Here is a 16818-nt window from a genome sequence, read left to right as displayed (position 1 = left end):
TAACTGCCGTGCTGAAGGTTCAGCCGCCCACCTCTGGCCCCGAAGAGCACGCGCAGCGCGGGTTCGTCACCGTGTACTACGCCTACTTCGACCTCGTCTGGCGGATCCTCCGCCGCCTCGGGGTGCCCTACGACCAACTGGAGGACGCCGCCCAGGACGTGTTCCTCGTGCTCCACCGCCGCCTGCCCGGGCTCGACCCGCAGATCTCGCTGCGGAGCTGGCTGTTCGGCACCGCGCGGCGAGTGGCCAGCGATTTCCGCCGCGGCCTGCGGCGTCACGAGCGCCGGATCCAGGCGTTCGCCGTCGTCCACAACCACCAGCCGCGCGAGCGCGTGGCCGAGCGAGCGGAGGCCGCCGACTTCGTGCAGCGCTTCCTCGACAGCCTCGACCAGGACAAGCGCATGGTCTTCATCCTCGCCGACCTCGAGGGCTTCACGGCGCCGGAGATCTCCCAGGCCCTCGATGTCAAGTTGAACACCGTGTATTCGCGTCTACGAGCCGCCCGCGCCGAGTTCGAGCGGGCGATCGCCGAGACCGAGAAGGCGGATGGGAGGCAAGCAGCATGGAACCGCTGAGTTCGGAGGCGCGGGCGCGTCTGGCCGCATTTCGCAGCGCCGAGTCGCCGAGCCGCGTGATCGCCGACCGCTGCCTCGCGGCGCTCGAGCAGCGCTTCGACGAGGTCGGCAGCGACGACCTCGACGACGAGGCCCCGAGTCGTCCGCGGCTCGCCCCGCGCGTGCTCGCCGGCTTCGCCCTGGCCGCGGGGGTCTTGCTGGCGCTCACCTGGGCCGTCATGCACGGCGGCGGCGGCGAGTCGCCGACCACCCACGTCGCCGCCCCGTACCAGGCCCAGGGCGGCGCCGTCCCGCGCACCGCGGAGCCCGGGCGCGCCCCCGGCCGGCCGGCGCCGCCGCCCGAGGTCGTCGAGGCCCCGCTCGACACCACCGCCGTCGAGGCGCCCGCGGACAAACCTGTCTCTTCGGACACCTCCAAGTCGCGCAAGCCGGCGCGCGAGGACAGCGTCGCCGCCGAGGTCGACCTGTTGCGGCGGGCCAAGCTGGCCGAGCCGGACGAGCGGCTACAGCTGCTCGAGGAGCACGCGCGGCGGTTCCCCACCGGCATCCTCGCCGCCGAGCGCGGCCTGCTGGAGATCGAGGCCCGCTGTGCGATGGGCCAACGCGACGCCGCGCGCCAGCTGGCCGCCACCTATCCCAAGCGCTTCCCGGGCTCGCCACTGGTCGAGCGCGCGGCGGCGCTCTGTACCGCACCGGCCACGCAGCCGTGACCCGCCCCGGCGGGTGAGACCACCCGTGCTTAACTTATCCACCCCTCGCACCTCCTCCGCGACCACGGCGCGCGTGTGCCTCGCCGTGGCGCTAGCCTGTTCTTTGGTTCATGTCGGTTGCTGGCTCGATCCGAGCCCGCTCGGCGAGTTCCCCGAAGACAGCGACACCCAGGACAGCGGCGGCGCCGACACCCTCGTCTTCACCTCGCAGCACGTCGACGACACCACCCTCGACCCGCTCCCGACCACCACCGCCGACGCGACCACCACCACCGGCGAGCCCGACACCACCACCGGCGGGCCCGGCACCACCACCATGGACCTCCCGCCGGTGCCCGGCTGCACCGACGGCGGCGCCTGCGATCAGCTCGACGTCCTGTTCGTCATCGACAACTCGGGCACCATGGGCGAGGAGCAGAGCCAGCTCGCCGACAGCTTCCCGGCCTTCGTCTCGCGGCTGCGCAACCTCACCGACGCCAACGGCAAGCTGGTCGGCGTCGACGTCCACGTCATGGTCACCACCACCGACGTGCCGCATCCCCTGTGCACCCCGTTCGAGAAGCCCGACTACGACGCCGCCGACGGCGAGCCGATCGACACCCCGTGCACCGAGCGGCTCGAGCGGTTCACCGGCCTCGGCGCCGACCCGCCGGTGATGCCGGAGATCTGCACCTCGCGCTGCTCTTCGGCCGCCCCGGCGTTCCCGACCGACCCGTTCATCCACTTCAGCCCCACCGCCCACAACGTCATCGACCCTGACGGCGAGGGTGACCCGGCCGCCGACGCGCTGGCGTGCATCGGCCCGCAGGGCATCGACGGTTGCGGCATGGAGGCGCCGCTCGAGGCCATGTTGCGCGCGCTCGACCGCGACGCCCGGTGGAACCGCGGCGAGCGCCCGTTCCTGCGCCCCGGCGCGCCGCTGGCGATCGTCCTCGTCACCGACGAGACCGACTGCTCGACCCTCAACTTCTCCTACTTCGACCCCAAGATGGTCGACGACCCCGAGTTCAACAAGTACTGGCCGACCGACCCCAGCAACGGCCACAAGACCGAGCCGACCAGCGCCACCTGCTGGAACGCCGGCATGACCTGCGCCGACGACGACGACGACGGCGTTTACGAGTGGTGCATGTCGGAGGACAAGGAGGTCCTCTACCCGGTCGAGCGCTACCACAAGTTCCTCGCCGGCCTCAAGCAGGTGCACGACAAGGACGTCGTCATGCTCGTCCTCGGCGGCGTCCCGCAGGTCACCGTCCACAACAGCGACCCGCCGTTCGAGCCGCTCGAGGGCGGCGTCGCCGGCCTCGTCTACCGCGACTGGCAGCCCGGCGACATCCTCCCCGGCGACACCGACTCGCCGGCGCAGAAGCAGTTCGAGTTCGGCGTCGGCCCCGGCTGCGTCGGCCCGGCCGGCCAGGCCGTCCCGCCCGGGCGGATCCAGGAGGTCTGCCAGGCCCTCGACATCGCCGACGACCCCCAGACCCCCGTCGACGAACGCGCCGTGCGCTGCTGCATCGAGTCGGTCTGCGACGCCGACTACACCCCCGCCCTCGACTGCCTCGCCGGCATGCTGCAGCCCGCCCTGCAGGCCTCGCCCTGAGCATGTCTCGAAGGGCATGCCCTCGATCACCTGTCCCTGACGACATGCTATCGGGGGCATGTCCATAGCGATCAGCGACACCCCGTGCTCGTCACCCCCTGCGCGTCCCGGACGCGCCGCGGCAGATGCCACGTCGTGAATGACGCGAGGTGGCGCGAGCCCGGCGGCCGGCCCTGGCCGTCGAACTGCCGCTCGTGACCGGCTCCTCAGCACATCTCCTGTCGAAGCCCAGACAGTGCGGCGGGTGTTCGTCGTGAAGTCCGACCTCTGCCTCGGCGAGCCCCGCTCGGCCTCGAGCTGCGTAACGTCCGTCGTCACTCATCGCGCAGCGCGCGGAACAGCGGCGACGCCGGGATCTCCTCGCCGTTTTTATCGCGCAGCCCACGAACGGCGACCACGTCGCGCGTGCCTGTTCGCAGGCGACGCATCGGTCGAATGAAGATCGTCTGGGGTTCACCTGCCACGCCGGTCGTATCGACATCCGCGAAGTACGGCCAGCGTTCCCCCGAGTCGAGCGCGAGCAGCACGATCGGCGCCTCCTCGGCCAGCGCCCGATGTCGTTGCTCGGCGGCAGCGACGGCCCGCCGTTCGGCGTCGCCGTGGCGTTGGGCGTGCACCGGGCGAACCGTCGAGCAGGTCGTGGGCCGGGAACTCCGTCTCTCGCGTGTTCTTCGGTCAGCCTCGATGTCCGCACGCCTCGTCGGCCGCGCAGCCGTCGCACGCCGCGGGCGCGGCTGTGGATCCGGACGGCCCCGATGAGGTCGTGGGGACATGTTCCATGGAACCTGTTGTCGGGGACATCTTTATCGTCGCCTTGGAGGTCGAGGCGTCGTCGCTGGCGCTGCCGCGGCCGGATCGCGGCACGCGACCGGGCCGGGACCTGGCCGGCAACTGACTTCGCGAGGCGCTCAGGTCGACGCGCCGGCGAGCGGTCGCGACCACACGCGCACGATGCGGTCGTCGGGTGTCCGCTGGTACAGCGCGAGCTCGGCGATCGTGAACTCGCCCGGGACCGTCAGCGAGAACAGCGCGCTGATGTCCGCGTCGGAGAGCGGCCCGGCCATGCGGATCGTGCAGTGGGGGAAGAACGGGAACTGGCTCTCCTCGAACGCGATCCCGGAGTGCTTCAGGGCCTCGTGGAGGGCCATGAACGGCATCGGGTCCGACATGCTCAGGCAGAAGATGTCCGTGTCTGGGAAGCGGACCATCCCGCCGAGGCTCGCGCGGATCGGCGCCCACTCCTGCGCGAGCGCCTCGAGCCTGGGCTCGACGCGGTCCCAGTGCAGCTGCGGCAGCATCGCTCCGACCCCGCTCGATCCCGTGATCGTGATCTCCGGCGGGAAGTCCTTGAGCCGCTGACAGTAGCGGCGGCGCAGCGCCATCACCTCCGACGCCTGCGGCTCGGGCAGATCGAGGCAGATGTACGTCGGCGGGACGAGGTTCATCGCTCCAAGATCGGTAATACAACGCTTTCGCAAGCGCGTCACTGCCCGACCGCGAGGTGTGGGGTCTTCGGCGGACAGGGAAACTCAGCAGACAGTCCCCCTCACGACGCGCGCCGTGGACGCAGATCTCGACCTTTTTATATGGTGGCTCCTCAGCAAGGAGCCGCCCATGCCCAGGCAGCGTCGTTTCGCCCGCGCCCCGTCCCGGCCACTCGGCCCCGGCGGGATCGCGGCCCTCCTCACCCTCTCGGCGAGCCTCGCCGGCGGTTGTTATCAAGGCATCGGCCAGGATCAGACCGCCGGTCCGCCCACCGCCCCGTCCAGCGGCGACGTCACGGACACCGGCGTCGATCCCACCGACGGCGGCGATCCGACCGACGGCACCGACCCGACCGAGGGCGGCGAAGCCGAGTTCGCCCCGGCGCCTGCTCGCCTGCGCCTGCTGCTCGCGCGCCAGTACAGGAGCTCGGTCGCCTACCTGCTCGGCGAAGCCGCGGCCGCCAAGGTCCAGACCCCGCCGGACAGCGCCATCAACGGCTTCGAGTCGATCGGCGCCGCCCAGCTCGCGCTCAACGATCAGGCCATCGACACCTACGAGAAGTCGGCCCGCGCCGTCGCTGCCGCCGCCGACGCCGCCACCCTCGCCGGCTACCACACCTGCGCGCCGACCGGCAGCGACGACGAGGCCTGTCACAAGGAGTTCGTCGCCAACTTCGGCCGGGTCGCCTGGCGCCGCAGCCTGACGCAGGCCGAGATCGATCGCTACGGCGCCGTCGCCCGCGACGCCGCGCTCGCCTTCGGCAGCTGGGAGCTCGGCCGCGAGTACGCCGTCGCCGGCCTGCTGCAGTCGCCCTACTTCCTCTACCAGGTCGAGGTCGGCGAGCCCGATCCGGACCAGCCCGGCCAGCGCGTGCTCACCGGCGTCGAGCTCGCCACGCGCATGAGCTTCTTCTTGCTCGACACCACCCCGACGCGCGAGCTCATCGACCTCGGCGAGGGCGACGGCCTCGTCACCTCCGACGACGTGCGGGCTGTCGCCTGGACCATGCTCGAGACGCCGGCCGCGCGGGCCGCTCTCGGCGGGTTCTTCGCCGAGGTCCTGCGCCTGCGCACGCTCGAGACCCTGCCGAAGGATCCCGGCACCTACCCGGCCTGGACCCCCGCGCTCGGGGCCAGCATGCGCGACGAGGTGCTGCGCCTCATCGACGACATCGCCTTCACCCGCGAGGCCGACTTCCGCGAATACCTCGACGCCCCGTACACCTACGCCAACGGCCCGCTCGCCGCGCTCTACGGCCTCATCCCCGACGCCGGCGTCCTCGGCGACGTGTGGCAGAAGTTCGACCTCCCGGCCGAGGGCAAGCGCGGCGGTCTGTTCGGCATGGGCGGCTTCCTCGCCGCCTACGCGCACATCAGCAGCACCTCGCCGACCCTGCGCGGCAAGTTCGTGCGCGAGGTGATGATGTGCCAGGGCATCCCGGCGCCGCCGCCCGACGTCGTCACCGAGCTCCCGGTCGGCGAGGACTACCCGACCATGCGCGATCGCCTGGCCGAGCACATGACCAACCCGTCGTGCAAGCCGTGCCACGAGCTGATGGACCCGATCGGCTTCGGCCTCGAGAACTTCGACGGCATCGGCGTGTTCCGCCTGGTCGAGAACGGCGTCGACCTCGACACCAAGAGCAACCTCGACAGCCTCGGCGAGTTCGACGGCGCCCGCGAGCTCGGCAGCTTGCTGCGCCAGAGCCCCGCGGTCACCCGCTGCCTCGTGCGCAACCTGTTCCGCCACGCCACCGGCCACCTCGAGCTGCCGGGCGAGCTCGGCGCGCTCGAAGACCTCGACGCGAGCTTCGAGGACAACGAATACCGCATGAAGGAGCTCCTCGCCGAGCTCGTCGCCAGCCCCGCCTTCCTGCGCGTGGGTACCCCCGAGTGAAAGGAGCACGAGTCATGAAGCGCCATCATCTCAGCCGTCGCACCCTGCTCCGCGGCGTCGCCGGCGGCAGCACCGTCGCGCTCGCGCTCCCGCTGCTCGAGGCCATGCTCAACTCGAACGGCACCGCCCTGGCCGACGGCACCGCCCTGCCGAGGCGCATGATCACCTGGCACTTCGGCAACGGCGTCGCCCTCGTCGACCCCGCCGACGTCGGCAAGGGCAACCGCTGGGCTCCCGCCGAGACCGGCCCCAGCTACCCGCTGACCCCGCAGCTGGCCGCGCTGGAGAACGTCCGCGAGTACTGCAACCTGCTGACCGGCTTCGACATCAAGGCCTCGTCGAAGCACCGCCGCGGCCACCACGACGGCTGCGCCGGGTTCTTCTCCGGCTACCCGTTCATCGAGCTGCCGCACGCCGAGAACAGCTACTCCTCGAAGTTCGGCGGCCCCTCGATCGACCAGGTCGCCGCCGCCGCCGTCGGCGCCCAGACCTTCATGCCCTCGCTGCAGCTCGCGATCTCGAAGCGCGTCATCGGCGGCGAGGGGCCGACGCTGCAGTACCTGTCGCACAAGGGCCCGGACCAGCCGCTGCCGCCGTTCTTCAACCCGCAGGAGGCATTCGCCGCCCTGTTCGACAGCTTCGTCCCGCCCGACGACCCGTCGAAGGGCCCGCGCGTCGACATCCTCGACGCCGTGCGCGAGGACGTGAAGGCTCTGAAGCTGCGGGTCGGCAGCGCCGACAAGCTGCGCCTCGACGCCCACCTCGCCAGCGTCGAGCAGATCAAGAAGCAGATCGAGACGCTGCCGCCGGCCTGCACCCTCCCGGGCATGCCGGTCGAGACCAACATGGACATCGACGGCGTCGAGCCGATCGAGCTCGTCAACGCCGCCATGGTCGAGATCATCATCGAGGCGTTCCGCTGCGACCTCACCCGGATCGTCAGCATCCAGTTCTCGGGCTCGGTCGGCTACCACATCTTCGGCAGCCTCGGCCACACCAAGGGTCACCACGACATGACCCACGACACCGCCGACAACGAGCTCGTCGACCAGACCACCATCAAGACCGTCGAGTGCTTCGCCGTCCTGCTCAACCGCCTCAAGGAGACGGTCGAGGGCGACGGCAACCTGCTCGACAACTCGTGCGTGATCCTCGGCAGCGACGCCGCCTCGGGCTACACCCACAGCGTCTTCGACCAGCCGTGCATCGTCGCCGGCCGCGGCGGCGGCGCCCTCCGCTACCCCGCCGAGCACTACCACTCCCCGTCGGGCGAGAACACCTCCGACATCCTGCTCGCCTGCCTGCAGTCGGTCGTGCCCGAGGCCACCGAGGTCGGCGCGACCAACGCCGACGGCGACGGCTACTCGAACACCCCGTGCGCCGCCCTCCTGGCCTGAAGGACAGCCGGCTCTCCCGACCGCGCGGCCAGCGTCCTCGCCGGCCGCGCTGTTCGTTGGGTCCGTAGAACATGTCCCTGAGGACATCTCACTCGTCCTCCCGCCCCGACCCGAAGGACGGCCTCCTGACCCGAAGGACAGCCGCACCGGCCGTCGCGCGCCGCGAGTTCGCAGCGGACGACCTGTCGGCCACGCCCCCCCGACCGCCCGTCCCCGCCCCGCCGTCCTGTCTATCCGGACCCCCTCGCGGCGCGGCTGTCTGGACGCGACCGGGGGTGATCTACGGCGCCCAGGTCGCCTGTCCGGTCGATGCCCCCAGACCGAACGGGATTTCTGCCGCATTCGCGCGCCGCGCGCGATGCCCGCCATGCGCCAAACCGGTTCGCCGGGGCTTTCCCGCCCGCTTCGCGCTCAGGTGCGCAGGCCGCGACGCACTCGCGCCCGCGGACGGCCGGCCCCGGTTTTTCGTCGGCGCCCGCGCGATCGATGGGGCAACGGCTCCGGCTCCATGTAGTGTGGTCGCCACGCTCGCTGATCGCGGCCCGAGGCACACCGAGATGAACCTGAAAGACGTGAACACGACCCTCACCGAGATCGAAGACGGCCTGATGGGCGGCCTCGCCACCATCGACGTCTTCAGCAAGACCTCCGGGATGTCGGTCGCCGGTATTCGCAGCTCGCCCAAGGCGTGCGCCCTCTTCAACATCCTGTGCGAGCGGATCACCGAGGCGCTCAAGAAGTCCCAGCTCCCGGTCCCCGACTTCGTCTATCAGACGCTCCTCCGCCTCGGCGACGAGGGTAACGTCATGATCGTCGTCGTCGACCTGACCGAGAAGTACCGCCTCGGCATGGCGGTCGACTGCGTCAAGGCGCCGCTCGGCATCCTCGTCAGCGTCGTCCTCCCGGACTCCATCCCGCGCCTGCGCAACTCGCTGCGTTGAGCGGCGCCGGCTCTGCGCCCGCCCGGCGGTCCTCCGCGGCTCCGGGCGGGTTTGTCGCGACCGGATCTCCACGTGTCCCCAGGACAGCCGTCCCCGCGGACGTTCTCCACCTGTCCTGAAGGCCATCTCTCCCGTGCGCCGCCGACCCTGTCCCCGAGGACAGACTGACCTGTCCTGAAGGACACCCTCGCTCGAACCGCGAGGCCGCGGCCTCACGGCTCGAGCGACGCCTCGCCCGTCGCGACCGCGACCGCCTCGCGCCCGGCCGCCCAGCGCAGCAGCGAGTCGAGCGTCGGGCACAGCGCCTGGCCCCACTCGGTCAGGCGGTACTCGACCTTCGGCGGCACCTGCCCGTGGACCACGCGCTGCACGATGCCGTCGCTCTCCATGCGCCGCAGCTGCTGCGCCAGCATCTTCTGCGACACCTCCGGGATCGCGCGCTCGAGCTCCGAGTAGCGCAGCACCTTGCCGCCGAACAGGTGGAACAAGATCCGCAGCTTCCACCGGCCCTCGAGGATCGCCAGCGCCTCACCGACCGCCTCGGCGGCCGCCTCGGGCGTGTCGGGCACGGACTTCCGCGCGGGTGAGTGACTCACTTTTTCGTGCGTACTTGTCACCCACTCAGACTAGTCCCATCTTTCGAGCCCGGGCAATGCGAGCCGCCGCGACGCCTGTTGCGCCGCGGTCACGCGTTCGCTCGCCCGGAGATCGATCCATGACCACCACGACCCCCGCCTTCTATGACCCCCGCGAGTTCGTCGGCAAGCGCGTCCTCGTCACCGGCGGCACCCAGGGCATGGGCGCCGCCATCGTGCAGCGGCTCGTCGCCGGCGGCGCCACGGTCGCCACCACCGCGCGCTCCACCTTGCCCGAAGGACAGACACCCGCGCTGTTCGTCCAGGCCGACATCGCCACCCGCGCCGGCGTCGATCGGGTCGTGCGGGCCGTCATCGACGACTTCGGCGGCCTCGACATCCTCGTCGACAACGCCGGCGGCTCGTCCGCGCCGGGCGGCGGCGTCCTCGCCCTCGACGACGACCAGTGGCACCACGACCTCGACCTCAACCTGCTCGCGGCCGTCCGCCTCGACCGCGCCTTCCTGCCCGGCATGCTCGCGCAGCGCTCCGGCGTCATCCTCCACGTCTCCTCGATCCAGCGGCGCCTGCCGCTGTACGAGGCCACCCTCGCCTACGCCGCGGCCAAGGCCGCCCTCAGCACGTACAGCAAGGGCCTCGCCAAGGAGGTCGGCCCCCGCGGCGTCCGCGTCCTCAGCATCGCCCCCGGCTACATCGAGACCGCCGCCGCCCACGCCCTCGTCGTGCGCCTCGCCGCCGAGGCCGGCACCGACGAGGCCACCGCCCGCAACGGCCTCATGACCTCGCTCGGCGGGATCCCCATCGGCCGCCCCGGCCACCCCGAGGAGGTCGCCGAGCTCGTCGCGTTCCTCGTGTCCGCCCGCGCCGCCTCGATCCACGGCACCGAGGTCACCATCGACGGCGGCACCATCCCGGTGGCGTGAGCCGCCATTCGTCGCACATGACCGATCGGACAGACGAGAACGACCCGCTCAGCGCACCACGAGCATCCGGATCTCCGACATGTCCTCCATGGCGAAGCGGATCCCCTCGCGCCCCAGCCCCGACTCCTTGACCCCGCCGTACGGCATCGGGTCGGCGCGGAACGAGGGCACGTCGCCGATGATCACGCCGCCGACCTCGAGCGTGTCCCAGGCCTGGTGCATGCGGTCGATGTCGCGGGTGAACACGCCGGCCTGCAGGCCGAACTTGCTGTCGTTCACCTGCCACAGCGCCTCCTCGAAGCTCGCGAACTCCTGCAGCACCGCCACCGGCCCGAACGCCTCCTCGGCGACGATCGGCTGCTCGCGGGGCACGTTCTCGAGCAGCGTCGGCTCGACCATCACCCCGTCGCGCTGGCCCCCGCACAGCAGGCGCCCGCCGGCGTTGACGGCGGCCTCGATCCACTCGGAGATCCGGCGCGCCTCTTTCTCCGAGATGATGGGCCCGATGAACGTCTCCTCGTTGCGCGGGTCGCCCGCGCGCAGCTTCGCCGTCGCGGCGACCAGCGCCTCGCGCAGGCGCGGGTAGATCGACGTGTGGGCGAAGATCCGCTGCACGCTGATGCAGCTCTGCCCCGACTGATAGAACGCCCCGGTGACGAGCCGCGGCACCACCTTCTCGAGGTCGGCCGTCTCGTCGACCACGCAGGCCGCGTTGCCGCCGAGCTCGAGCACCACTCGCTTCTTGCCGGCCCGGGCCTTGAGCGCCCAGCCGACCGCCGGCGAGCCGGTGAAGCTGAGCAGCTTGAGGCGCTCGTCGCTGGCCAGCGCGTCGGCCCCGCTGCGCGGGCACGGCACGATCGACCATGACCCTTCGGGCAGGTTCGTCTCCGCCAGCACCTCGCCGATCAGCAGCGCCGAGATCGGGGTCGCGCTGGCCGGCTTGAGCACGAACGGGCAGCCGGCCGCGATCGCCGGCGCGATCTTGTGGGCCGCCAGGTTGAGCGGGAAGTTGAACGGCGAGATCAGCGAGCACGCCCCGATCGGCACCCGCTTCCACTGCCCGCGGTAGCCTTGCAGGCGCGGGCTGGTGCCCATCGGCAGCACCTCGCCGATCGGGCGCGTCACCTCGGCCGCCGCCGCCTTGAACGTCTCGATGAGACGACCCACCTCGCCGCGCGCGTCGCGGAGCGGCTTGCCGGCCTCGACGCACAGCACCATCGCCAGCTCGGCCGCGCGCTCCTCGAACCGCCGCGCGCAGTGCTCGAGCGCCGCCTGGCGGGCGTAGATCGGCAGCGCCGCCATCGCCCGCGTCGTCCCGGCGGCGGCGGCGATCGCCGCGTCGAGCGTGCCCACGTCGGCCTGGGCCACGCGAGCCGCCTCCTCGCCGGAGAACTTGTCGTACACGGGCAGGTCGAAGTTCGCCTGCACCGCCCGGCCGCCGAGGAACAGGGGGTACGTCTCGCGGAGCATGCTCCGGTTTACACCACCTCGGGACCCGCAGCGACCGCTCCCCGCAGCAGCGCCCCGCGCACGAACACCGCGCGGGCGGGCGCCGCGTCGCGCCGGAACGCCAGCGCGTCGAACAGGCCCTCGGCGCCCGCGATCTCCGGCGCGTCGATCACCGCCAGATCGGCCTCGAAGCCCGGGCGCAGGCAACCGAGCCCGGCCGTCATCCCCAGCGCGCAAGCTCCGCCCCGCGTCGCCAGCCACAGCAGTTCCTCGGCCGTCGTCGGCGCGCCGGCGATGAGGCTCGCGTCGTACGCGCTGGCGATCACCTGGCGCAGCGAGAAGCTGCGCCCGGCGCCGACGTCGGTCCCGAGCCCGACGCGGACGCACCGCTCGCTCGCCGAGCGCAGGCGCATGCAGCCGCTGCCGAGGAAGAAGTTGCTGTCGGGGCAATGTGCCACCGCGCTGCCGGCGGCCGCCACTCGGTCCCATTCGCCGTCCGACAAATGGATGCAGTGCGCGAACAACGAGCGCGGCCCCGCCAGGCCGTGCGACTCGTACACCTCGAGGTAATCGCGGGCCGCGGGGAACGCCGCCGCCGTGTGCCGCAACTCATCTGTATTTTCGGACAGGTGCGTCTGGACATACAGCCCGCGCGCGTCGGCCAGCCGACCCGCCCGGCGCAGCAGCTCCGGCGTGCAGCTGAGGGCGAACCGCGGCGTGACGCAGAACCCGAGCCGGCCGTCGTGCCCGTGCCAGCGGTCGACCAGGCGCTCGCACGCCGCGATCGCCTCGTCGGCGCCGACCAGCAGCCCCGGCGGCGCCCCGCGGTCCATCAGCGTCATGCCGACCAGCGCCCGCAGCCCGCGGCGGTCCAGCTCCTGGAACAGCACGTCGGTGGCCGCCTCGTGGCTCGAGCCGTAGATCGCCGCGCACGTGGTCCCGTGGCGGACGAGCGCCTCGCAGAACTCCCACGCCACCACGGCCGCGTAGCGCACGCTCTGGAAGCGCAGCTCCTCGGGGAACACCGAGCGCTCGAGCCAGCGCAGCAGCGGCCCGCTGGCGCTGCCGATCACCCGCGTCTGCGGAAAGTGCACGTGCGCGTCGACGAAGCCAGGCAGGATCACCGCGCCCGGGTAGGACTCCGGCAGCGCGCAATCGTCCGGCGCGGGCCCGACCGCCGTGATCCGGCCGTCGTCGCCGATCGTCAGCAGCCCGTCGGCGATCCGCTCGATCTTCGGCCGCGCCGGATCGGGGCACAGCAGGCGCCCGCGCAACACGCGGGCGCGTGACGTTGTTCTGTGGCCCCCGCTCGCGACGGGAGCGTCCGTGGTGGTCGACATCCGGCCCCGAAGGTGCCCGTTGCGGCCGCCGGGCGCAATCCATCGCGGCGCCAAAGTGCCCGCACGATCGCTCCCCGGCGCGCACGAGATTTGTCTATTTTGCTCAGGTGGCCCTCGTGTTCGTGCTCGCGGTCGGCCTCTCGCGCCTCTTCGTCGAGCCCGCAGCCGAGCCCGGGTCGCCCGCGAATTCGTCGCCCCGCCGGGCCCCTCGATCCCCGCGCCGACGACCCTCCAGTTCACGCCCACGAGCCTCGCGCCGGCCCGGCCCGCGCCTGCGCCCGCGCGCACCGTGATCGTCGCCCCACCGCCCGCGCGGACCCGCGTCGAGCAGGGCCCGCGTCTCCCTCGCGGCTGGGCCTTCGACCTGACCGGAGGGACAGCCGTGCCGCTCGCTCTCGGCGCCGCCTTCCAGGTCGAGGCGCCGCCGCGGCTGCTGGCTCAGCTCGAGATCGGCGGCCTGCTCGGTCGCTACGTCGACGTGCTCGACGCCACAGCCCCGCCGCGCGATCCGCCGGCCGCCGGCCTCATGCGTGACGTCGGTCGCAACGCCCTCGTCGTGCGCGCCGCGGTCGGCGTGCGCCCGCTGCGGCGACGCGGCCTCGAGCTGCGCGGCGGCTACACCGTCGTGACTCACGGCCAGAGCCTCGTCGGCCTCGACGGCATCGACGCCGAGCTCGGCGCCGAGGGGCGCGTGCCGGTACGTGGCGCGCTGTACGGCGTGCACGTCGACGTCGGCTGGCGCTGGGTGATCCGCGAGCACTTCCTCGTGCACGCCGCGATCGGCTATGTCCACAGTCTGGCCGCGCGGATGTGGATCTCGGACATCTCGAGCGACGACCCCGAGTTGATCCCGCGCACAAACGACGCGCTCGGCGACATCGCCGAGGACGCCGCCACGACCGCGCTGCGCTCGCCTCTGCTGCTGTTACACCTGGGATATCGCCTTTAGAACTTTGGGACAGCCGATGATTAGCGCTCGCTGCGCGTCAGCGTCGGGCGGACACGCGCGATCGGCCGGCGGCGCCGCTTGACCGCGCTTCATCGCCGTCGCGAGCCTCACGGCTCTGCGCGGGTGGGCGGCGGTGCAAGACTGGACGGGTCCCATGAGCGTCATCATTCCCGATACGGACGCGTCGGGGATCTCGGTGGACATCTCGCAGTCGCTGCCTGGTGTCACGATCACGGTCCCTGCGACCCTGCCCCCGCGGCTCGGTCGGTTCACCATCCTCGAGCGCCTCGGCGGCGGAACGGCCGTGGTCTACGCCGCCTACGACGAGCTCCTCGATCGCAAGGTCGCGATCAAGGTCCTGCCCGACACCGGGTCGAAGGGCCAGATCCGGCTGCTGCGCGAGGCCCAGGCGATGGCGGGTGTGACCCATCCGAATGTCATCACCGTGCTCGAGGCCGGCGTCGTCAAGGGTCAGGTCTACGTCGCCATGGAGCTGATCCGGGGCGCCGCGCTGCCGGCATGGCTCGCCGCCGGGCCGCGGACCTGGCGCGAGATCCACGACGTATTCACCCAGGCCGCGCGCGGCCTCGCGGCCGCCCACGACGTCGGCCTGCTGCACCGCGACTTCAAGCCCGGCAACCTCATGATCGACGCCACCGGCCGCGCCTGCGTCCTCGACTTCGGCCTCGTGCGCGCCACCCCCGATCGCAGCCTGCTCGAGCTGTCCTCCGGCGCGAGCCAGAGCATGCGGATCCGCGTCAGCGCCGACGAGGAGGACGACATCCTCGGCACGCCGGCCTACCTCGCGCCCGAGCGCTGGCGCGGCGGCCCGGCCGAGCCGGCCTCCGATCAGTTCAGCTTCTGCGTCGCCCTCTACGAGGCGCTGTTCGGCCTGCCGCCGTTCGCCGGCAACGACATCCTCGCGCTCTCGCACGCGATCACCAACGGCGAGCTGCGACCGCCGCCGCGCAACCATGGCGTGCCCGCCTGGCTCGTCGCCGCGATCATGCGCGGCCTCAAGACCGAGCCGCGCGAGCGCTACCCCTCGATGGAGGCGCTGCTCGGCGCGCTCGCGCCGGCGCGCGGGCGGGCCTGGCGGTTCGTCGGCGCCGGCCTCGCGCTCGCCGTCACCGCCGGAGCGGCCGGCCTCGCCGTCGTGCCCGAGGCCGCGGCCGAGAGCCCGTGCACCGACTCCGACGCCCAGATCCAGCGCGTGTGGGGCCCCGCCCAGCGCAACGCGGTCGCCACCGCCCTGCGCGACGCGGCCCCCAACTACGCCGCCGTGCTGTGGCCGAAGGTCGCCGACAAGCTCGACCGCTTCGCCGCCGCGTGGACCGAGAACCACCGCGACACCTGCCTCGCCGAGCACCAGGGCCGCTACACCGAGTCGGTGATCGATCGCCAGCGCCGCTGCCTCGACCGCCGCCGCGCCGCCCTCGACGAGACCGTCAAGGCGCTCTCGATCGCCGACATGGACATGGCGCCGCGGGCTCTCGGCGCCGCCAGCGACCTCGTGCCGCCCTCCGCCTGCCACGACCTCGCCTTCCTCAAGGCCGAGCCGCCGGGGCCCGACGACGCCGAGCTCGGCGAGCGCGTCGCCGACCTGCGCAATCACATGGCCCGGGCCGAGGCCCTGGCCAAGCTCGGCCGGATCCACGACGCCGTCGACGAGGCCGGCGACGTCGAGACCGCCGCCGAGCAGCTCGGCTACGCCCCGCTGCGCGCCGAGAGCGCGTTGCTGCGCGGGCGGCTCTCGCTCAACACGTCCGAAGAGACAGGTCAGGAGATCGAGTGGCTCACCCGGGCCATGCGCACCGGCCTCGAGTCGCGCGGCGACGCGATCGCGGCCGAGGCCGTGGCCTTGCGCCTCGTCGCCGTCAGCCGCCGGCCCGAGTTGGTCGGTCGCGCGCTCGCCGACGAGCCCCTCGCGCTCGCCCTCGCCGCCCGCGGCGCCGCCCCCGAGGCCCTGCGAGGCCTCGTGCTGCACAACCTCGGCGTCGCCCACCTCGCCCAGCGCAACCCGACCGAGGCGCGCCGCTACTTCACCGAGGCGCTCGGCGTGCGCCAGGCCGCGCTGGCGACCGGCCATCGTGACATCGGCTACACCCTCCTCAACCTCGCCTCGGTCACCGAGCCCGGGTCCGCGCGCGACGACCTGCTGGCGCGCGCGCTCGAGATCTTCGACGCCGAGCTCGGCGTCGTCCACCCGGCCACGATCGAGGCGCGGATCACCGCCGCGCAGCTGGCCGAGCCGGGCGAGGCGTGGTCGATCCTCCAGACCGGCTGCGTCGCGCTCGAGCGGTTCTTGCCCGACGACCTCGTGCGTCGCACCCGCTGCCTGTTCCACCTCGGCCGCGCCGCCACCGAGATCGGCGACGACGACGACGCCGCCTCGGTCTTCCGCGCCGCCGCCGAGCTGTCCGAGATGTCGGGCGCGCGCCTGTTCGGCCCCGAGGCCACCTTGCTGGCCGGTTACCGCGGCCTCGCCGGCCCCGCGAACGACAACAGCGCCGTCGACCACCTGCAGGCCACGCTCCTGCGCATGCCCGACGCCACCTGGTCGAACGAGGAGATCGCCGAGTTGCGGCTCGTCCTCGGCCAGAACTTGCTCGCGCGCGGCCGACCCGTCGAGGCCCGCTCCGCCCTGAGCGCCGCCGTCGCCGAGCTCACCGCGCTCGCCGCCGACGACCCGCACTGGGCCCCGCGCCTCGCCCGCGCCCACCGGACCCTCGCCGAGGCCATGCTCTCCGCCTCGCCGCCGGCCGTCGCCGCCGCCCGCCCGCACCTCACCGCCGCCATCAACTTCTACCGCGACGCCGGCGCCAGCTTCGCCCGCCAACTGGCCGCCAGCGAGCGCCTGCTGGCCCGCGGCCCGGCCCGCCCGAAGCTGCCCTCCAGGCCATGACCTCGAGGACATGCCCTCTCCAGCATGTCCTGGAGGGCATGCCCTCGATCAC

15 protein-coding genes are annotated in these 16818 nt (G+C 72.4%); 10 read left to right on the top strand and 5 right to left on the bottom strand.

Annotation, left to right across the window (positions count from 1 at the left end):
• The first annotated feature begins 8 nt into the window (after positions 1-8).
• From K7C98_RS20065 to K7C98_RS20055, 3 genes are read left to right on the top strand one after another with little or no spacing between them, the layout of a single operon-like run.
• Complete coding sequence (locus tag K7C98_RS20065; RefSeq protein WP_224193306.1) at positions 9-575, top strand: RNA polymerase sigma factor; 567 nt, start codon at positions 9-11, stop codon at positions 573-575.
• The gene (locus K7C98_RS20060) at positions 563-1285 is read left to right on the top strand and encodes a hypothetical protein (RefSeq protein ID WP_224193305.1); all 723 of its coding nucleotides are present in this window, start codon (positions 563-565) and stop codon (positions 1283-1285) included. Before K7C98_RS20065 ends, K7C98_RS20060 begins: the two co-directional genes overlap by 13 nt.
• A gap of 25 nt (positions 1286-1310) precedes the next feature.
• On the top strand, positions 1311-2885 hold the full coding sequence (locus K7C98_RS20055) for a hypothetical protein (RefSeq protein ID WP_224193304.1): 1575 nt from the start codon (positions 1311-1313) through the stop codon (positions 2883-2885).
• A gap of 314 nt (positions 2886-3199) precedes the next feature.
• On the opposite strand, the gene K7C98_RS20050 is transcribed toward K7C98_RS20055, so the two are convergent.
• Positions 3200-3502, bottom strand: coding sequence for a hypothetical protein (locus K7C98_RS20050; protein ID WP_224193303.1), 303 nt, complete (start codon positions 3500-3502; stop codon positions 3200-3202).
• Positions 3503-3549: 47 nt separating this feature from the next.
• Between K7C98_RS20050 and K7C98_RS20045 the strand changes: the two genes are divergently transcribed.
• The gene (locus tag K7C98_RS20045; protein WP_224193302.1) at positions 3550-3780 is read left to right on the top strand and encodes a hypothetical protein; all 231 of its coding nucleotides are present in this window, start codon (positions 3550-3552) and stop codon (positions 3778-3780) included.
• 13 nt (positions 3781-3793) lie between these two features.
• Here K7C98_RS20045 and K7C98_RS20040 read toward each other — a convergent pair whose 3' ends face one another.
• Positions 3794-4330 carry a 2'-5' RNA ligase family protein gene (locus tag K7C98_RS20040; protein WP_224193301.1) on the bottom strand — a complete coding sequence of 179 codons (537 nt, stop codon included), beginning with the start codon at positions 4328-4330 and terminating at the stop codon, positions 3794-3796.
• Between the two features lie 169 nt (positions 4331-4499).
• Here K7C98_RS20040 and K7C98_RS20035 point away from each other — a divergent pair, with 169 nt between their 5' ends.
• From K7C98_RS20035 to K7C98_RS20025, 3 genes are all read left to right on the top strand, one after another.
• Positions 4500-6266: a DUF1592 domain-containing protein gene (locus K7C98_RS20035; protein ID WP_224193300.1), complete on the top strand. Its 1767-nt coding sequence runs from the start codon at positions 4500-4502 to the stop codon at positions 6264-6266.
• A gap of 14 nt (positions 6267-6280) precedes the next feature.
• A complete protein-coding gene (locus tag K7C98_RS20030) occupies positions 6281-7663 on the top strand; it encodes a DUF1552 domain-containing protein (RefSeq protein ID WP_224193299.1) in 1383 nt (460 codons plus the stop codon).
• A 572-nt stretch (positions 7664-8235) separates the two neighbouring features.
• The gene (locus tag K7C98_RS20025) at positions 8236-8604 is read left to right on the top strand and encodes a hypothetical protein (RefSeq protein WP_224193298.1); all 369 of its coding nucleotides are present in this window, start codon (positions 8236-8238) and stop codon (positions 8602-8604) included.
• Between the two features lie 212 nt (positions 8605-8816).
• Here the strand turns inward: K7C98_RS20025 and K7C98_RS20020 are convergent, their stop codons facing one another.
• Positions 8817-9221: a winged helix-turn-helix transcriptional regulator gene (locus K7C98_RS20020; protein WP_431312835.1), complete on the bottom strand. Its 405-nt coding sequence runs from the start codon at positions 9219-9221 to the stop codon at positions 8817-8819.
• Between the two features lie 98 nt (positions 9222-9319).
• Between K7C98_RS20020 and K7C98_RS20015 the strand changes: the two genes are divergently transcribed.
• Positions 9320-10123 carry an SDR family oxidoreductase gene (locus K7C98_RS20015; protein WP_224193296.1) on the top strand — a complete coding sequence of 268 codons (804 nt, stop codon included), beginning with the start codon at positions 9320-9322 and terminating at the stop codon, positions 10121-10123.
• Positions 10124-10171: 48 nt separating this feature from the next.
• Here K7C98_RS20015 and K7C98_RS20010 read toward each other — a convergent pair whose 3' ends face one another.
• Together K7C98_RS20010 and guaD are read right to left on the bottom strand one after the other, a co-directional pair.
• Positions 10172-11593, bottom strand: coding sequence for an aldehyde dehydrogenase family protein (locus tag K7C98_RS20010; protein ID WP_224193295.1), 1422 nt, complete (start codon positions 11591-11593; stop codon positions 10172-10174).
• Between the two features lie 8 nt (positions 11594-11601).
• The gene (guaD, locus tag K7C98_RS20005) at positions 11602-12849 is read right to left on the bottom strand and encodes a guanine deaminase (RefSeq protein WP_224193294.1); all 1248 of its coding nucleotides are present in this window, start codon (positions 12847-12849) and stop codon (positions 11602-11604) included.
• 445 nt (positions 12850-13294) lie between these two features.
• Between guaD and K7C98_RS20000 the strand changes: the two genes are divergently transcribed.
• Positions 13295-13861 carry a hypothetical protein gene (locus tag K7C98_RS20000; protein ID WP_224193293.1) on the top strand — a complete coding sequence of 189 codons (567 nt, stop codon included), beginning with the start codon at positions 13295-13297 and terminating at the stop codon, positions 13859-13861.
• Positions 13862-14015: 154 nt separating this feature from the next.
• Entirely contained in the window at positions 14016-16766 is a 2751-nt protein-coding gene (locus tag K7C98_RS19995) for a serine/threonine-protein kinase (RefSeq protein ID WP_224193292.1), read from the top strand.
• The last annotated feature ends 52 nt before the right edge of the window (positions 16767-16818 follow it).

This window comes from Nannocystis pusilla (genome assembly GCF_020073745.1).
In the GTDB taxonomy this organism is placed as follows: Bacteria; Myxococcota_A; Polyangia; order Nannocystales; family Nannocystaceae; genus Nannocystis; species Nannocystis radixulma.
The sequence above is the reverse complement of the archived record's forward strand: the minus strand, read 5'-3'. Positions and strand labels throughout refer to the sequence as shown.

Coding starts and splice junctions, on each gene's coding strand:
- K7C98_RS20015 (WP_224193296.1), top strand. CDS start 9,320: ATGACCACCACGACCCCCGCCTTCTATGACCCCCGCGAGTTCGTCGGC.
- K7C98_RS20030 (WP_224193299.1), top strand. CDS start 6,281: ATGAAGCGCCATCATCTCAGCCGTCGCACCCTGCTCCGCGGCGTCGCC.
- K7C98_RS19995 (WP_224193292.1), top strand. CDS start 14,016: ATGAGCGTCATCATTCCCGATACGGACGCGTCGGGGATCTCGGTGGAC.
- K7C98_RS20040 (WP_224193301.1), bottom strand. CDS start 4,330: ATGAACCTCGTCCCGCCGACGTACATCTGCCTCGATCTGCCCGAGCCG.
- K7C98_RS20010 (WP_224193295.1), bottom strand. CDS start 11,593: ATGCTCCGCGAGACGTACCCCCTGTTCCTCGGCGGCCGGGCGGTGCAG.
- K7C98_RS20060 (WP_224193305.1), top strand. CDS start 563: ATGGAACCGCTGAGTTCGGAGGCGCGGGCGCGTCTGGCCGCATTTCGC.
- K7C98_RS20035 (WP_224193300.1), top strand. CDS start 4,500: ATGCCCAGGCAGCGTCGTTTCGCCCGCGCCCCGTCCCGGCCACTCGGC.